General features: G+C 60.4%; 29 protein-coding genes and 1 other RNA gene. All 30 read right to left on the bottom strand.

The window, feature by feature from the left end; translation table 11 throughout:
- Positions 1 to 302: 302 nt before the first annotated feature.
- On the bottom strand, positions 303 to 1,094 hold the full coding sequence (locus E5E97_RS19920; protein WP_171280873.1) for a phage minor head protein: 792 nt from the start codon (positions 1,092 to 1,094) through the stop codon (positions 303 to 305).
- Positions 1,087 to 2,652 carry a DUF935 domain-containing protein gene (locus E5E97_RS19915; RefSeq protein WP_171280872.1) on the bottom strand — a complete coding sequence of 522 codons (1,566 nt, stop codon included), beginning with the start codon at positions 2,650 to 2,652 and terminating at the stop codon, positions 1,087 to 1,089. Before E5E97_RS19915 ends, E5E97_RS19920 begins: the two co-directional genes overlap by 8 nt.
- Entirely contained in the window at positions 2,649 to 4,238 is a 1,590-nt protein-coding gene (locus E5E97_RS19910; RefSeq protein WP_171280871.1) for a terminase family protein, read from the bottom strand. The genes E5E97_RS19915 and E5E97_RS19910 overlap by 4 nt, the downstream gene beginning before the upstream one ends.
- Positions 4,238 to 4,816 (bottom strand): DUF3486 family protein, encoded by a 579-nt coding sequence (locus E5E97_RS19905; protein WP_171280870.1) that lies wholly within the window; start codon positions 4,814 to 4,816, stop codon positions 4,238 to 4,240. Before E5E97_RS19905 ends, E5E97_RS19910 begins: the two co-directional genes overlap by 1 nt.
- Before the next feature lie 144 nt (positions 4,817 to 4,960).
- Positions 4,961 to 5,092: a hypothetical protein gene (locus E5E97_RS23720; protein ID WP_301270962.1), complete on the bottom strand. Its 132-nt coding sequence runs from the start codon at positions 5,090 to 5,092 to the stop codon at positions 4,961 to 4,963.
- Positions 5,089 to 5,322 carry a hypothetical protein gene (locus tag E5E97_RS19900; protein ID WP_171280869.1) on the bottom strand — a complete coding sequence of 78 codons (234 nt, stop codon included), beginning with the start codon at positions 5,320 to 5,322 and terminating at the stop codon, positions 5,089 to 5,091. The genes E5E97_RS23720 and E5E97_RS19900 overlap by 4 nt, the downstream gene beginning before the upstream one ends.
- 17 nt (positions 5,323 to 5,339) lie before the next feature.
- A complete protein-coding gene (locus tag E5E97_RS19895) occupies positions 5,340 to 5,636 on the bottom strand; it encodes a hypothetical protein (protein WP_005301742.1) in 297 nt (98 codons plus the stop codon).
- A gap of 11 nt (positions 5,637 to 5,647) precedes the next feature.
- A complete protein-coding gene (locus E5E97_RS19890) occupies positions 5,648 to 5,971 on the bottom strand; it encodes a DUF2730 family protein (protein WP_005301745.1) in 324 nt (107 codons plus the stop codon).
- Positions 5,961 to 6,203, bottom strand: a complete 243-nt coding sequence (locus tag E5E97_RS19885) for a TraR/DksA family transcriptional regulator (protein WP_042007613.1) — start codon at positions 6,201 to 6,203, stop codon at positions 5,961 to 5,963. Before E5E97_RS19885 ends, E5E97_RS19890 begins: the two co-directional genes overlap by 11 nt.
- On the bottom strand, positions 6,200 to 6,811 hold the full coding sequence (locus E5E97_RS19880; protein WP_171280868.1) for a hypothetical protein: 612 nt from the start codon (positions 6,809 to 6,811) through the stop codon (positions 6,200 to 6,202). The genes E5E97_RS19885 and E5E97_RS19880 overlap by 4 nt, the downstream gene beginning before the upstream one ends.
- Positions 6,796 to 7,104, bottom strand: coding sequence for a hypothetical protein (locus E5E97_RS19875; protein ID WP_171280867.1), 309 nt, complete (start codon positions 7,102 to 7,104; stop codon positions 6,796 to 6,798). Before E5E97_RS19875 ends, E5E97_RS19880 begins: the two co-directional genes overlap by 16 nt.
- A gap of 1 nt (position 7,105) precedes the next feature.
- Positions 7,106 to 7,624: a glycoside hydrolase family 108 protein gene (locus E5E97_RS19870; RefSeq protein WP_231555552.1), complete on the bottom strand. Its 519-nt coding sequence runs from the start codon at positions 7,622 to 7,624 to the stop codon at positions 7,106 to 7,108.
- 178 nt (positions 7,625 to 7,802) lie between these two features.
- On the bottom strand, positions 7,803 to 8,207 hold the full coding sequence (locus tag E5E97_RS19865; protein WP_171280866.1) for a hypothetical protein: 405 nt from the start codon (positions 8,205 to 8,207) through the stop codon (positions 7,803 to 7,805).
- Positions 8,207 to 8,626, bottom strand: coding sequence for a Mor transcription activator family protein (locus E5E97_RS19860; RefSeq protein ID WP_005301765.1), 420 nt, complete (start codon positions 8,624 to 8,626; stop codon positions 8,207 to 8,209). The genes E5E97_RS19865 and E5E97_RS19860 overlap by 1 nt, the downstream gene beginning before the upstream one ends.
- A 94-nt stretch (positions 8,627 to 8,720) precedes the next feature.
- Positions 8,721 to 9,353, bottom strand: coding sequence for a gp16 family protein (locus E5E97_RS19855; protein WP_171280865.1), 633 nt, complete (start codon positions 9,351 to 9,353; stop codon positions 8,721 to 8,723).
- A complete protein-coding gene (locus E5E97_RS19850; protein WP_171280864.1) occupies positions 9,343 to 9,861 on the bottom strand; it encodes a hypothetical protein in 519 nt (172 codons plus the stop codon). The genes E5E97_RS19855 and E5E97_RS19850 overlap by 11 nt, the downstream gene beginning before the upstream one ends.
- Positions 9,851 to 10,096, bottom strand: a complete 246-nt coding sequence (locus E5E97_RS19845) for a hypothetical protein (RefSeq protein WP_171280863.1) — start codon at positions 10,094 to 10,096, stop codon at positions 9,851 to 9,853. The genes E5E97_RS19850 and E5E97_RS19845 overlap by 11 nt, the downstream gene beginning before the upstream one ends.
- A complete protein-coding gene (locus E5E97_RS19840) occupies positions 10,093 to 10,341 on the bottom strand; it encodes a hypothetical protein (RefSeq protein ID WP_171280862.1) in 249 nt (82 codons plus the stop codon). The genes E5E97_RS19845 and E5E97_RS19840 overlap by 4 nt, the downstream gene beginning before the upstream one ends.
- The gene (locus E5E97_RS19835) at positions 10,317 to 10,568 is read right to left on the bottom strand and encodes a hypothetical protein (RefSeq protein ID WP_017410079.1); all 252 of its coding nucleotides are present in this window, start codon (positions 10,566 to 10,568) and stop codon (positions 10,317 to 10,319) included. The genes E5E97_RS19840 and E5E97_RS19835 overlap by 25 nt, the downstream gene beginning before the upstream one ends.
- Positions 10,569 to 10,607: 39 nt before the next feature.
- Positions 10,608 to 10,673: hammerhead ribozyme type II (locus tag E5E97_RS19830), an RNA gene on the bottom strand.
- On the bottom strand, positions 10,672 to 10,968 hold the full coding sequence (locus E5E97_RS19825; protein WP_171280861.1) for a hypothetical protein: 297 nt from the start codon (positions 10,966 to 10,968) through the stop codon (positions 10,672 to 10,674). The genes E5E97_RS19830 and E5E97_RS19825 overlap by 2 nt, the downstream gene beginning before the upstream one ends.
- Position 10,969: 1 nt before the next feature.
- Positions 10,970 to 11,191: a hypothetical protein gene (locus E5E97_RS19820; RefSeq protein WP_171280860.1), complete on the bottom strand. Its 222-nt coding sequence runs from the start codon at positions 11,189 to 11,191 to the stop codon at positions 10,970 to 10,972.
- A 108-nt stretch (positions 11,192 to 11,299) separates the two neighbouring features.
- Complete coding sequence (locus E5E97_RS19815; RefSeq protein ID WP_171280859.1) at positions 11,300 to 11,764, bottom strand: hypothetical protein; 465 nt, start codon at positions 11,762 to 11,764, stop codon at positions 11,300 to 11,302.
- Positions 11,764 to 11,994, bottom strand: a complete 231-nt coding sequence (locus E5E97_RS19810) for an ANR family transcriptional regulator (RefSeq protein WP_171280858.1) — start codon at positions 11,992 to 11,994, stop codon at positions 11,764 to 11,766. Before E5E97_RS19810 ends, E5E97_RS19815 begins: the two co-directional genes overlap by 1 nt.
- Positions 11,987 to 12,280, bottom strand: a complete 294-nt coding sequence (locus E5E97_RS19805) for a hypothetical protein (protein ID WP_171280857.1) — start codon at positions 12,278 to 12,280, stop codon at positions 11,987 to 11,989. Before E5E97_RS19805 ends, E5E97_RS19810 begins: the two co-directional genes overlap by 8 nt.
- Positions 12,270 to 12,605, bottom strand: a complete 336-nt coding sequence (locus tag E5E97_RS19800; protein ID WP_171280856.1) for a hypothetical protein — start codon at positions 12,603 to 12,605, stop codon at positions 12,270 to 12,272. Before E5E97_RS19800 ends, E5E97_RS19805 begins: the two co-directional genes overlap by 11 nt.
- Positions 12,606 to 12,613: 8 nt before the next feature.
- Positions 12,614 to 13,234 (bottom strand): DUF3164 family protein, encoded by a 621-nt coding sequence (locus tag E5E97_RS19795; RefSeq protein WP_171280855.1) that lies wholly within the window; start codon positions 13,232 to 13,234, stop codon positions 12,614 to 12,616.
- A 15-nt stretch (positions 13,235 to 13,249) separates the two neighbouring features.
- Entirely contained in the window at positions 13,250 to 13,573 is a 324-nt protein-coding gene (locus tag E5E97_RS19790; protein WP_005301790.1) for a hypothetical protein, read from the bottom strand.
- Positions 13,570 to 13,785 (bottom strand): hypothetical protein, encoded by a 216-nt coding sequence (locus E5E97_RS19785; protein ID WP_171280854.1) that lies wholly within the window; start codon positions 13,783 to 13,785, stop codon positions 13,570 to 13,572. The genes E5E97_RS19790 and E5E97_RS19785 overlap by 4 nt, the downstream gene beginning before the upstream one ends.
- A complete protein-coding gene (locus tag E5E97_RS19780) occupies positions 13,785 to 14,717 on the bottom strand; it encodes an AAA family ATPase (protein ID WP_171280853.1) in 933 nt (310 codons plus the stop codon). Before E5E97_RS19780 ends, E5E97_RS19785 begins: the two co-directional genes overlap by 1 nt.
- Between the last annotated feature and the right edge of the window lie 34 nt (positions 14,718 to 14,751).

Genomic DNA, 14,751 nt, shown 5'->3' with positions numbered 1-14,751 from the left:
CGAATCGATGATGCGGGAGTTGGCCACGGCGAGTGTAATGACGGTTTTCGCTGTGAATGGATGGGGCGGTATGGCAGAGGGAGGGCAAGTCACCAGCAGGGAGAGGAAGCGCTGGCAGAGACGTCAGGATGATGACCGGACATCAACAGGGTACACAGGATCGCGAACGGGGAGAAGTGTCACATTGGGTGATGAAGCGAAATCGCAGGTTCGACACCCACTACAACCATCTTTAAACACCATTTAAACGGCGCCAGAATCAATTCCACCCCGTTCACTAATACGCTGGCAGCTAAAAACGTTCACAGAGGCGCTGATAGCGTTTGACGCATGGTTTGTTCTTTGGCCGCCAAGTCGGTTTTCAGGGCTTGCTGTCGGGCTTTACCTGGATTGTAGTTCCACCCCGGTTCGATACCGCTGGGCAGCACCTCCACTTCCCCGGTGCGCTTGTTCACCCACTCCTGGTTGCCATCGTTCGGGGCGGCGAACTGATAGCCCTGGGTGCCTTCGAGCTTGGCGTATTCGAACTTGCTGATCTGGCGCACCCAGCAGTGACAGCCCCAGCCGTTTGGCGGCATGTGGGTTTGCCACCAGGGATGGTCCACTGGCAGGGTGATGCCGTTCCAGCTCACATGCAGGGCGCGGTGCTCGCGGGCAGGCCCCAGCTGATAGACCAGGTATGGCATGGCCCGCTTGGTGCGCTCGATGCGCTGCCACTGGCCAGCGGCGCGGGCGGTGCGCATGTTGGTGCGGTAGATGGTCTTGATACGCCCCTCGCTGCCGAGCTGCACCTGCTTGGTTTCGCCGGTGGCAGGGTCGTCCATCTGCTGGATTCCCCACCACCCGGATTTGACCAGCAGCGGCTTGATGGCGGCGGCGAACTGCTGATAGGTCTGGCCCTGCGCCAGCGCCTGCTCGACCAGGGCCCGCACTTCGACCAGCAGATCGGCGTTGAGCATCTTGGCCACGGTGAAGGCGTTGGCGTGCTCTTCCTTCCACACGTCGCGATAGTCAAAGCCGGGCTGCAGCCCCTTTTTCTTGAACCAGTCCAGCGCCTCTTTAGGCGGAAAGGCGAACGCCTTGGGCTCAGGCATCTTGCACATCCCCCATGCCGCGCAAGCGGAAGGTGTAGTCGGCCAGCTGCCTGGTGAACTGCTCGGCGCTCAGTGACTCCTGCAGGGCAAGTAGGCCCGCATTGAACTCGTCGAAGCTGGCGGCCGTGGCGGCCAGTTCGATGATCGGGTTCATGAAGTCCTCGCCGCCCACCTCGACCCAGTCGCTCATCGCCTCCTCGGTAAGCTGGTCGATGGTCTGTTCGCTCGGCTGCTGGATCCGGTTGATGGCCAGGCGCTGTTGCTGCCTGTTCATAGCCAGCGGCTGCACGGCTTGCAGCTGCATGGCGCTCAGCGGTTGCAGGGTGACTTCATCCGGCTTGGGCGCAGCCAGGCCAAACTTGTCTTGCATGGCGCTCTCGCTCACCTTCATGCCACGGTCAATCAGCGGCATCAGGCTATCGACCATCATCTTGAGGTCTTCCGGCTCAGGCACCCGGATGCAGACGCGCGGGTATACCTTCTGCACGCCCCAGTTCAGCGCGATGAACGGCTTGACCAGGTACTCGTTGATGGTGGCTTCGAGCTGGCGGGCGTCCCACTTGGCGATGTCCAACCGCACCTCGTTGTGCACCGTGGCCTGGGCGCGGCTGCTGCCATCGTCGGTGGTCATGGTCTGACCGAGTACCGCTTTGCTGGTCTGCTCGTCCGCCCAGCGGGCCATGTTCTCGAACAGGGTATCGCCGCCATTCCCCTTTGCCGTTTCGACCAGCTCAACCATCATGCTTTCGGGGATCACCGCGCCGGCATCGCTGGCGATGGTGGCGATGGCCATCTTGAGGGTAGCGATCTGCTCGGGGGTAGCGTTGGCCCCGTACTTGCCAACCCGGATGGGGATGCCGAACACTTCGGCGAATGCCCACCAGTCCCGCACCGTGAAGCTTTTCAGCATGTACATCACGGCGCAAAGGCGGGTCAGGCCGTTGCGCCAGATGCTGCCAGACTTGGTGCGCGGCAGGTGAACGATGAACTTGTAGGGTTCCAGCGGTTTACCCTGGGGGGCATCGTCGCTGATGAGCAGGATCTTGCTCAGGGTCTCGGCATCTGGCCGCAGATAGCGGGGATCAACCCACTTGTAATCCTTTGGTACCCAGGGGTTGACGGTGGTATCCCACAGGATCTGGCATACCCCCATACCCTTGCCAAGGCCATCGAGCAGGTCGAAGAACAGCTCTGGGATCTGGTCGCTCTCCATCAGCAGGCGCACTTCGTCGGCAAGCTTCTTGTCGAAGGCATCATCACTGGCGGCTTCGACCGTGGGTGGCAAGGCCGCCACGGCCAGCTTGCGGGTACGCAGCACGGATGCGTAGTGCAGATCCCGCTCTTCAATCTCTTCGGCCAGGGTCATGTAATCCTGGGGGTTATTGCCATCGACCACCGAGCGCAGCAGGCCAGCCAGACGCTGGGGGGTGATGGTGCTGGCCACGCTGTTGGGGCGCGGGTTGCGCACGCTGGTGGTGTGGGCCAGCGCGATATCTTCACCGAGCGCCGGCTTGTCGGGTTTGATGGGGTTGCCCCGGCTATCAACAATCTTGGTCACAGTAATCCGCCTCCGTTACGCAGGCCACGGGTCAGGGCCATCTGCCGCTGTCCGTCCTGGTCTTTCTTGGGGGCACCCACCTTGGCGATGCGGTGCAGTTCGTAGATATGGTTCTCTGCCCGGCTGGCCAGATAGGCCAGGAAGATGGCCACCGCCGAGTCGCCGTGACGCTTGTTGCCATCACTACCCTGGGTGCGGCTGTCGTCGATGCCGGGGGTGCCCCGGTAGATCTGGATCTGTCCCAGGTCGGTGATGATGTCTTCGTGGCGCGGTAGCTCCAGCTCGTCATCTTCAAACGCTGCCTTGAAGCGCGGCATGTTCTCGCGGTAGAAACCGACCGATAGCATCACCTGCACCACCTCTTGGCCGTAGCGATAGGCGGCCTGTTCGGCCAGGTATTGGCCATTGCCACGGGCATCGAGCCAGATGCCATCGCGGCGCGGCAGGCGATCGCAGATGAAGTAAAGGGCCTGCTCCTGCTGTTTGAACGGGGTGTTCTTGAGCTCGACGGTGAACGGCACGCGGCGGCGTGTATCCGGCAGCACCTGGATCGGGGCAAACACCGTCAGGTCACCGGAACGGGCGAAGTCTTCGCCCAGGGCGTGGCGATGGCTGCGATCCAGCTTCATCAGTTCGGGGAAGGCCTCGGCCTCCAGCCACTCCTGCATCTCGGCGTTGCGCTCCGATTCGCTGGAGCTGTTGAAGGTAGCCGACCCGGTAAAGCGCAGCACCGGCCCATCTACCCTGCAAGCCCGTTCGCGCAGGCCACGGGGCAGATAGGCACCGCCGCCGCTCTTGGGCTCGCAGTAGTATTCTTCCCTGGCATCTTCTTCGGTGGCGGTGTCGCGCAGCAGGTTGCGCAGCCACTCGTCCTGCAGCTCTTGGGTCCACGTCTTCTTGGTGACCTGGCAAATGCGCTGATAGAGCCCCTCATTGATGGCCGTCTCGATATCGATGCGATGCACGCTGAACCGCTTCTTGCCGGCGCGGCTATCCATGATCAGGGTGTTGAACAGGTTCTCGATGCCGTTGTGGGTCGAGATGATCCGCACCTTGCTGCCCCACATGGTCAGCGCCAGCGCGGCCTTAAGGATGGCGGCCAGGTCTTTGTGGAAGGCACCCTCGTCGATCACCACGTTGCCCTGCATCCCCCGCAGGTTGCTGGGGTTGGATGACAGCGCCTTGATCTTGAAGCCGCTGGCGAAGTTGATGACATAGACCAGGATGTCTTTGTCTTCGTTCCCAAGCGCCTCTTCGCCCACTTCGCTGGCGGCGCAGTTGTAGGCGCGGGCCCACATGGCGCAGGCATCGATAAACTCGCGGGCCATGTCTTTGGTGGTGCCGACATAGAAGGTGTCGCAGCCGCCGGCGCTGGCTGCCATGGAGCCATTGAGCGCGGCATCGGCCGCCTCTGCCCAGGTGAGGCCGGTTCGCCGGCTCTTCTCGGCGATCTTGAGCGGCGAGGTATCGGCAATCCAGCGCTTCTGATAGGTCAGCAGCACTTCGTTGGGATCGAACTGGCCGCCAATGATGGCGGCCGCGGACTGGTTGCGAAGGGCATTTTCAGCCGGTGTCAGATGGTTCATCACGCTATCCCCAGGATCTTGTTGCGGATGTCGGCGGCCGTCTCTGCAGAGACCCCGGCTTGAGTCACAATCTTCTCGGCAGCGGTAGCGGCCTCGGCGGCAAACGCGGCGCGGATCTCCTTCTCCAGCCTCTGGTTCAGAATGGAAGATTGAGAGATGCGCTGATAGGCAAGGGCCAGCTGGTTGAACTGCTTGATGTCGATCATCTCGCCGTCTTCCGTGGCTTCCATCAATGCCATGGAGGTTTCCCATGCCATGGTTTTCATGTTCTCGGCCATCAGGTTGCCGATCTGACTGGTCGGGGCATCCCCCAGTTTTGATGTCAGCACTTCGGCCATTTCTCTTGCCTTGGCGATACGGCTGCCTGCGGCCTCTACCTGCTTTGAATAACGGTTCAGGCCGGTGCGGCTGATCTGCTCTTCCGGCGGCAGGCCGGCTTCCAGGATCAGCTGATTGACCTCGGCCAGAATGGCTTTCTGTGACATGTCGCCAGAGCGCAGCATCGCCGCCAGCTGGCTGCGGATATCGGCTGGCAGCTGCTGGATCTTGCTCTTGGTATTCTTGGTCTTGGTGGTCATGGTTACCCCAGCATCAAGGCTTCTTTGGTGGCGGATTACCCGGCTTTTTTGGCTCTGCCTTTTCACATGGGGCTAGCCCATGTTTTTTTGCTCCCCATGTACCACGCTTCAAACGGCAGTTTTCACAGTCACATGCTTTCATGGTTACCCCAGCAGCTTGTCAACAAGCGGGGCCGTGCAGCCCCATAGCGCAGAGACGGGATCGCCGACGATGGGCAGGGCCAGCAGATAGCCGGTCACCATCATGGCGGCGATATCCAGCAGGCGGCCTTTCATGCGTGGCCCAACCGGCGAGCGCGGCGGGTTGCCCGCTTAGCCTTGGCCAGACGTTGGGCCCGCTTGACGGACGGCAGCCCGCCGTTGAAGGCGGTGCGGGAGTGCTTGGCTTGCTCCCCTTTCCGAATGATGGTGTCGATGGGCGTGATGCCTGGGTCGGCGTTGGTGTTTCTCAACATGGCGCTCAGGCCACCAAGCACCAGCCCCACCAGGGCGCTTTTCATCTTCATCAGCAGCTCCCTCATAGTCACACCGGACGCGGTTTCTTGACGCCATCTACCACGGCCTGGCCAGTGGCCACGTCGTCCCCCCGGCCGGTCAGCTTGGCCACCAGGGTCTTGCCCACCTCATCCACCGTCAGCAGGCCCTGTTCCTCCAACCAGCGGATATGGTTTCGCACCACATCGCGGCTGCAGCTGTGGCCATACTCTTCCAGGCACGAATCCAGGATAGATTCGTTGGCCGAGTAGCCGGCCATTTCCCGCAAGCTGCGCAGGATCAGCAGGCGCTGATCCGACACCACAAATTCTCTCATCGACGTCATATAACCCCCGTTTATTTCTCGTTTAAACGCTGTTCGAGCAGCAGGTTGATCTGGTGATTGGTGGGCTTGAGCTGGGCGGTGAGGGCCTTGATGTCCCCCCGCAACCCTTCGAGCTGAATGCCCAGCTCATAGAACTGCTCCTGGGTCGGCAGGTTGTCGACGCGACTTTCGAGGCTGGTAACGCGGGTGGTCAGCTCGTCCATGGCAGTGCTCACTTCTTTCAGTTCTTCGCGGCGGGCAAAGGTCTTGCTCAGCCACAACATGACGATGGTGGCCAGTATCGCCACCCCCGTGGTGATGACGCCCCACCACTTCGGGATCCAGTCAAACTCCATGGCGATGCCTCCCCATGCTCTCGCTCCAGCTCTGGCATGGGACGCAGCGCACGGCGTCTGGCGCTGCCTCCAGCCGCTCACTGGCAATCTGCTCCCCACAGCTCAGGCAGAAGCGGTTGCCGGCGGCGTCCTGGTCTGGGGTTTCGGTACCGCGTCTGGCCAGCTGGTTGGCGATGGCTCTGTCGCGACTCTCTTGTTCTTGTTGTTGGGCACGGTCAAACAGGTCGGTCATTTGGCCCTCGTCAGCAGGTTGGAGACGGTGCTGGTGATGGCGGCGCCAACCTTCTGGCCGCTGGCCTTGGGGTGGGGGGCGAAGCCGTCGAGGGTGCGCAGGCCGAGATAGGCCCAGGCCGGGGTCAGCAGCAACAGCACCATGTCAAAATCAGGGCCATCGCCATAACCAAACGCCTTGAGCACGCTGAACAGCACCACGTAAATGGCCGACATCTGCCAGCTCTGGCGCGCCATCAGTGGGCGGGTGTGGCGCACGTATTCATCCTTGGCACCATCCCCTTCACGGATGGTCTGCTGGGTGGTGGCCTGCTCGGCCTGGCTGTCGGCCAGCTGCAGCTCCTGGCGGCGGGTCTGCTCTTTCTCCAGCTCGACCTTGAGCTTTTGCAGCTCGACCAGCACTGCCGGATCGGTGATGCGGCCGAGCTGTTCTTCGATGCTGGCTTGCTGCTGGGCGGCGGTCAGGCCTATGCCGGATACCTGCTCGACCATGTCTGCTACCTTGTTGGCGGTATCGCTGCCGCCAAACAGGCCGGCGACCCCACGGATCAAGGCGGGCCCCTGCTGCACCGCCAACGCGGCCAGGGCGGGGATTAACGGGAATGGCATGAGGATTCATCCTTTTTGAAGAGGGCCCGCAAATTGGCGCAGTGCATCGCCACCTTGTCGTTGCAGGTCGTGAGTATTTTGAAACGGTGACGATTCCGGTCGGCATAGATCTCGGCGGTGGTCACGGAGCACCAGCCCTTGGCGAACTGGCTTTGCATGGTGCCATCACGGCTATGCAGCGGGACGGTGCGATCGATGTCGCACTCGGCCACGCCCTGTTCTGCCATGGCCCGTTCCAGTTCCAGCCGCTTGTTGCGGCCATGGTCAAAACTCCACTGCCAGTTGCGGCCCATATCAGGCCACCTTGCGATAGTCAGGGTTGGCGCTACCTTCAACCACCTGCCAGCAGGCATCGGAGAGATGCGCCAGGCGGTTATGCCAACCTTCGAAGAAGCGGCCTTGAGACGGGTTCTTGAGCAGGATCCGGCCATAGAATCTGGCTCGGCGCAGCAGCAGGCGGGCCAGTACCCACTCTGGGTCCATTGCAACGATGGCCGCCTTGGTCTTGGGACCGATGATGCCGTCATCCTTCACGCCCATGACTTCCTGCAGCATCTTCACTGAACTGAGCCAGCCGTGCTGAACTGCGCCATCGAACACGGCCAGGGAGATGCCGGCCGGCAGTTCGGCACAATAGGCTTGCCGCCAGTAATCGCGGTGGTAGAGGAAGATGGCCCGATCGAGGGTCAGGTTCTTGATATCTTCGTTGGGATAGGCTCGCTTGCTGATGCCGGCTTTGGTTTCACCGCCCCGGTCTTTGGGGTCGTTGACATACCCCATATCCGGGCGCAGGCCACCTTCTTTATCCAGCACGAATTGGATCGCGTGCTGAAATGCCAAGCTATATGGCTGTGAGAATTGAATGACGTTCGACATATCCACCTCGCGGTTAATATGTCGAGTGTGCTACTACACAAAAATATTCCGGGCTGACAAAAAACATCCAATAAAAAGAGGCCTACTAAGAGGCCCCTTTATTCAATTTGGTTTATTATTTCACCAAATAATGCCCTGACATATTGCCTTTTATTCCGCAAAAGTCCAACGATGCTTGCTTGGCATTCACGATAACGCCTTTGTTATTTCCAGTGGCGACATAGAACTGATGTGTTTCGGTATGCTGGTCATGCACATTGAAGACAACGTCTTCGGTCCAGCCGTATTGTTCAAAACGCCAGCCGGTGAAATGATCGCCCGGTTCCATCTCACCCTGTTCATAACGGGCCTCTACCTTATCTACCCCCCAGCCATCGCGCACCGTGGGGCAGGCCTTCACCAGTTCGGCATAGGCCTGCTCGATGATGGCGCGGTTGCCCTGGTCACGTTCGGCGATCGTGAGGGGAGCAGCAGCCAGCGAGCTGCTGAGCAGCAAGGCGGAAAGAACAAGGGATTTCATCAGTTTTCTCCAAACAAGTCAGGTTGACGGCGCTTCATCTCGAACTTGCGCATGCGAGCGGTGATGCGCCAGATCTCGCGCTGAGTCACCTTGTATTTCTGCGCCAGTTCAAAGGTGTTGTCGCCCTTGAATTCGGACCATACCCGCAGATCGCGGATGGTGTTTTGCAGCAGCTTACCCCGTGGCAGGTAGAATTGCAGCCCGCCATAGACCCGGCACAGTTCCGCCAGCAGGATGATAGCCAGATCCGGCGAGTCGCCATGCTTTTTCACCGTGCTGAAAAACAGGGTGTACAGTTCGCGCATGGTCTCTGGCCAGCGGGCCGTTTTTTCATCTTCGATGATGTTGATGGTGTCGCTCAGCAGGGCCGCGTCCAGCTGTTCACCGAACATATCGATGGTCTGTTCGTCTCTGTCCATCACATCCTCCTGGTGGCAGATAAAGCAATACCCAGCGACGGCTGGGTATTGGGATCATAACGCACTGGATCTGGCCCACCAATTCAAAGGCCCCTTACGGGGCCTTGTTGTGTATCTCGCTCACTGGCTTGCTGCCATCGATCACCATTATCCTCGGCGGCCGCTGGCCGGGGTTCTCATAGGCATCGCGGATCAGGTCATACCCAGGCATGGCATCTTGCCGGTGGCTCAGGGTATCCGGTACCGATTCGCCACGGGCTAGGATGGCATCTTTCATCAGGCGAATATGCCACTTCTTCAACGCCTCCAGCACCCGCTCGGCCTGCGCCGAGGTAAGCCACTCCGCCCGGCTGATGCCAACGCCGCCGTTGGCGCTGGCGGTCATGCGGCGGATAAAGCTGCCCAGGGCATCCTCAGAACCGTCGTGCAGCAGGCCGTCCTGCTTCATGGTGATCCAGATGGCCCGCAGCTTGCGCACCTCCGGCGCCTGCACCTTAGCCGAACTGGGCGGAGAGCGACGCCCGGTCACCTTGTCGCTCCCCTTGACCTTGAACCCCAGCCCCTTCATGGCGGTGATGACGGCGTCCAACTTGCTGGCGCTCATGCCCTTGGCAGAGCGGACACCGGTGACCTGCTCTAGCAGGGCGCGATATTCCTCTTCATCCAGCCCCAGCTCGCGGCGGCCGACTTGCACCAGCTTCAGCAGGCGCTTGGCATCAGGCTGCATGGCGGCCCCCATTCAATTTGCAGAGGTAGATGAAATGCGCCAGATGCTCGCGATTGACCTGCGCGAACGGGATAAAGCTCATCGGGCGCACTGCTTTCAGAGGCCGGTTGTGGATCCGCTTTTCATGTGGCACGGAAAATCCGGCTTTCTTGCATTCGTTGATCAGTTCGCGCAGGCGGTTGCGGCGGTGCTTCTCCGGTGAGCTGCTCTCGGTGCCATAGATCTGGCGCACCAGGTTGTCGATGTGGTGATTGCCATGTTCGTTGGCCAGCAAGGTATTCAGCTTGTGGTACCGGCGGATCTTGAGCAGGGTAACCGGGCTGGCAGCGGCCAGTTCGCCACGGGCGCGCAGGGTAGCAATCGCCCCATACAGATAACGACTGGAGTAGCCCAACTCGGTAGCCAACTCTTCGGCGCTCATGTGCTGCCACAATGGCACCTCCATGATCTCGCACTTCATGCTGGCCAGCCGGGTTTCGCTCATTTTGCAGTGGGTCTTACTGGTCATCGTCTTCTTCCTCATCTTTTTTCGTGATGGTCACGTAAATCTGGTTGGTAGTAGGTGGGTTTCCTTCACGCCACCTGGGCATCCATTCGTCCAGCCATGCCATGGCGTTGGCATCGGCCTGCTGTTCAAGTTCGGCCAGCTCTTGATCATCCATTCCTGCATGCTTGCGCCTTGGGTAGCAGGGATGATTGGCCTTGACGTAGTTCATCATTCGGCGCTGGTACTCACCGTTCATGCGGCTTTCCTCTGTTTGCGCTGCGCGGCTTTCTCCGCTTCACAGGCTTTGCAGTAGTGCTGCAGGCCGTCTAGTGAGTAGACGTGGTTCCACACTGACCAGAAGGCGGTATCTTGCGGCCAGTATTCGTTGCAACCGCTGCAGAGCTTTTCCAGCCCCATCTCGGGGTCCAGCCTCGCCTTGCCAGAGGCCAGTCGCTTGGCCAGTGCACCAAGCTTCATCAGTGGCGTGTATTCACCGTGCATACGGCCCCCTTGCCATCCCACTGCAGGCGATCGGCCTCCAGCTCTGCCAGCAACTGCTCGGCGCCGCGCAGGGCATCACCGGCAATGTCGTTGGCGTGGTACTTCCTTGCGCCCCGTGACAGGGCAGTAAACCGGCGCTGCAGCACCAGCTTCTCTTTCCATTCCAGCGCGATGGCCATCTCGCCATAGAGCCGGTTTAACAGGTTGTTCAGCACATTTCGGGTCATAGCGTCCTCGCGTATCGTGAGTGGGTTATGACCGGGCCCGGTCGGCTGCTCATCAGTGCCCAGCCACCACGCTGGGCAGACGGGGGAAGCCCCCCCGTTTCGCTTATTGTCCTGGCGCCGAGTAATCGACAGTGACGCTGGCGATCGGCGTCTTGTTCAGGGTGATGGTTGAAGTGACCTCGGCTTTACCGTCATCAATCCAGACCATCTCTTCACGCAATGCATCGATCATCTGCTGGCGGCCTTCTTCACCAAGAAGAGCGGCCGTGGTATTCATCACTGCTTGCTGCTGGCCAATGGCTGCCCGCAGATCGATGAAGAATGCATCGAGCTTTTCAGCCGGGATTTTGACCGCGATATCCTTGATGGTGCTGATGATGTAGTTCTTCTGGTCTGCCATTTCAGGCCCCTTGTTTAGCCAGGCACTTACGCGCCTTGTTGACGATGGTGGTCAGCATGGCCAGGCGGGAGCGGTGCTTCGCGGCTTGGCCGTACTGGTTGATGAAGTCGATGGCCAGTTGTGCATCGATCAGCGCCTGTTGCGGATTGCTGCGCAGCTGGCATTCCAGGGTGCTTTTGCCATCGTCCACGCTGGTATTGAGCAGGTATTTCACGTTCGACATATCGGGTACCTCAGTTGACCATGAACAGGCCGGTGAACAGACCGGCTACAAAGGCCCCATAGAACAGGGCCATCACATTGACCAGGATCCAGAAGGCGGCTTCACCGTTCATGCGGCCCCCTCTTTCAGCTCGCTGACCAGCTCCAACCCCTCGATCTTCTTGAACTGGCGCACCAGCGCCGTGCTGCTGCCGAAGGCGGGGAACAGGTAGGTAGTTCCCTGCTTTTCCGGATCCTTGCCATACAGTTCATTGGCAAACTTGGCACCACACTGCCGCTTAGCCTTGGCGTAGTTCTCCAGATCTTTCTTGCCATAGCGCTTGTGGAACTTGTGGCAGAAAACCTGCTTGACCACCTTGTTCATAAACTCGTCTGCAGGGTCGATATCTTCGAGCACCTTCATCCATGTTCCTTTGATAGCGCCATCGATATAGACGGCCAGCACGGTAGTGCTTTCGGTCTTGCGCTCGCGGGTTACGCTGATTTTGTGGCCGTTGAGATCGAAGAGCATGTGCACCCATGCCCCCTGCAGTTCTGCCTCGATCGCTTTCCACTGCTCCTTGCTGATGCTCATCACGCCTCCCGCTTGCCGAAACGGTGGATGCAGGTCATGCACAGGTCGACGCGGGACTGGGCCCAGTGCTGGTTGGTGATGTTCTTGGCCGCCTTCTTTGCCATCACCCACAGATCCAGGGCGGTGATATAACGCCCCTCGCGCTCGAACTCGGCGGCGCGGGTGGCCAGCGCCAGATAACCGTTAGGATTGCGGGCGATCTCGTCTCCCTTCAACACTGCATTAGCCATGGTGTAACTCCTGTTCAAATCGGGTTGTTTGACATTGATGCTTGTCGTACACGGTGACGATGGAGCCGTTCTTCAAGATGAAGTAGGCATCGTCACATTCGAGGATCCGGCGCGGGCTCCATCCCGCCTCGCGCTGCCGGATCCGCCGCAGCTGGCGTTTGCTTGGGCGCCAAGCCCGTGACAGGGCGCCCAGCATCTCCAGTTCGCTGCGGCCGGTACGTTGCACCCAGCGCTCGATGGCGTGGCGGGTGACGTACAGCGGGCCATAGCGGGTTTCAAACTCCACTACAAAAACCACATGGGCGGTGGCCATTGACACCAAACTCAACGCGAGTGCCAAGGCAGTGTTTACATGCAGCATACCGATCCACTTCGGTCTGCCCGACAAGCCCAAGGCCTTCGGTCATGATGGCCAGTTCTTGTTCGGTGACGGGCCACTCGTCTGGGTTGTAGGGCGGGTTGTCGAGCAGCCCGCACATCCAACCCATGGCATCCCGCACGCCTTGCTCATAGGAGCCATCTTCAAACTCGGTGCCCTGGTCTTCGCTCTGGTCAGCCAACAGCTGAGCCAGCGCCAACTGCTTGATCACTTCGGGGGTCAGGTTCTTCATGGCGGGCCTCACAGCTTCGACCAGTCGATGACGATGGCCTTGTAGGCCCCGGTACCGGTCTTCTCGTAGAACCGGATGTACTCGGCCTTGCCCACCACGGTGATGGCGTCGGCAATGGCCTGCATGGCCTCCTTCCACTCGGCACCCTTAATGTCCAGCTTGCGCAGTGAGAGCACCTGGTTGACGTCTACATGGCCGCCCTTGTTGACGCGGAAGGCGTGATCCACCAGGGCGCGGATCTCGTTGCTGCTGCCCTCGCTCCAGCGGACGATACAGCCGTCGATCAGGGTCTTGGCGGTCTGCAGGCGCTCGTCGAACTTGCGGTGTTCGCCAATAGCCCGCACCACCTGGAAGCGGCCATCAAAACTGGTGAGGGTGACGTTGCCCTTGGTGCCGCCGTACTGCACTCCGTACTCGGCGGCCGACAGATCCATGAAGGCCTCGATCTCCTGGGCGATACTGGCCTTGCGGGCCAGCAGGCGCAGCTTCTCTTCGTGCGCGTCGGTGCACAGGCGAGTCACCAGATCATCGCGAAGCAGGTCGAGCGGGGCGATCAGGGACTCTGGCACGAAGTGGCCCAGGGCGTTCTTGCGCAGGTTGTCGGTCTTGTTCTCAGTGGCGATAGTCATTGCTGTTTGCTCCTATTAAGCGGGGAAACCGGCGGCACGGTGGTGCAGGTACTCGACGGCGGTCATGTTGCCGGTCAGTTCGAAGTCGTCACGGCTCGGCTCGTCATGCCAGTGGATGATGCAGCCGCCGAGGCGGGCGGCGTAGGCGCGGCGGCGCAGACCGTTGACCTGCTCGTTCAGCTCGATAGCCCCCTGTTTCAGCTCGTCGGTGGGGTAAGCGATCTCGATCATCGGGCGTACCTGGGCTGCCTTCACTGCCAACACTTGGCAGCCATTCTTGCGCAGGGTGGCGATGACACGCTGGGCGATGACGCCGAGGCTATTGGTGCGAATGTTCATGCGTTCTCTCCTTGTGAATCACGGTTCAGCGGCGCCCAGGTGAGGTGCAGCCGGTCTTGCTCAAAAATCTCCTGACGGCCGGTGTTGTCTTGCATGGTCACCTCACCGTTGTTGCTATCCACCATCACCCCATAGCGGCCGCTCAGCAGGTGGATGTGGGTCCAGTTGTTGACGACGACATAGCAGGTGTCTGGTTGCGGCTTGGCGTTCATCACTCTCCCTCCAGCTCGTTGAAGGCCACCCGCAGTACCTGCTCGTTGAGCGGTTCGCCGCCGGAGTACATCACCGCCAGCTTGAGCACCTTGCTAACCAGACGCAGGGCGCCGGGGCGCTCGCTGATCTGCAGCAGCAGGGCGCGTTCGGCATCGCCGGTCACGTTCCAGGCATCGGCCACCGCCATCACGTCAGCCTTCTTGGCCTTGGTCAGGGCGCGTTTTTTGGCGACGCGGGAGTAAAGGCGGGCGAAATCTTCGGAGCGGTGGCCGCCGGTCAGCTGGGTGTACACCCGGCTGTTGCCGACCAGCACCATGCCCACCTCCACCTCTTCCACCAGGATGCGCAGCTCTTCGAGCACGTCGCGGCCAAGGTGGTCCGCTTCATCCACCACGATCAGGCCTTTGGTGGAGAGCAGGCGGCGGCGCAGGGCGCGGGCCAGGGAGCCACGCTGGCGCGGGGCGTTCTCCATCCCCAGCTCCATGGCCAGCTCGTAGAGGCATTCGGTCAGGGTGCTGCGGGTCGGGCTGGCGGTAACCATCCAGACGTTGTTGTTGTTGCGCTGGAAGTGGCGCAGGGCAGTCGTCTTGCCCACGCCAGAGGCGCCGTGGTTAATGACGATGCTCTGGGTCATCTGGGCGTAGGTCATGTCTGCGATGATCTGCTTGGCTGTTTCGGTCATCACAAAGCCGGGATCGCGGGGGGCATCGGCCCGCTGTTCACGGGCGGTCAGCCAGTTGGCCAGCTTCTGCAGCATGGCAGTCGGGTCGGCCTTGTAGTTGCCGTTCAGCAGCTGGTTGACGGTCGAGCCGGAGACGCCGATCTCTTTGGCGATCTGAGCCTGGGTCACCACGCTCTGCTCCAGCAGCGCCTTGACCCTTGCCACCACTTCCTGGTTGCTGTTTTGTTCGAGAGTGACTACGTTTGACATGTTGAACTACTCCTTTCAGGCGGCCCCACAAGGC

Source organism: Aeromonas sp. 2692-1, assembly GCF_013085505.1.
Taxonomy (GTDB): domain Bacteria; phylum Pseudomonadota; class Gammaproteobacteria; order Enterobacterales; family Aeromonadaceae; genus Aeromonas; species Aeromonas hydrophila.
Note: the sequence above shows the minus strand (reverse complement) of the source record. Positions and strands in the feature narration are given on the sequence as shown.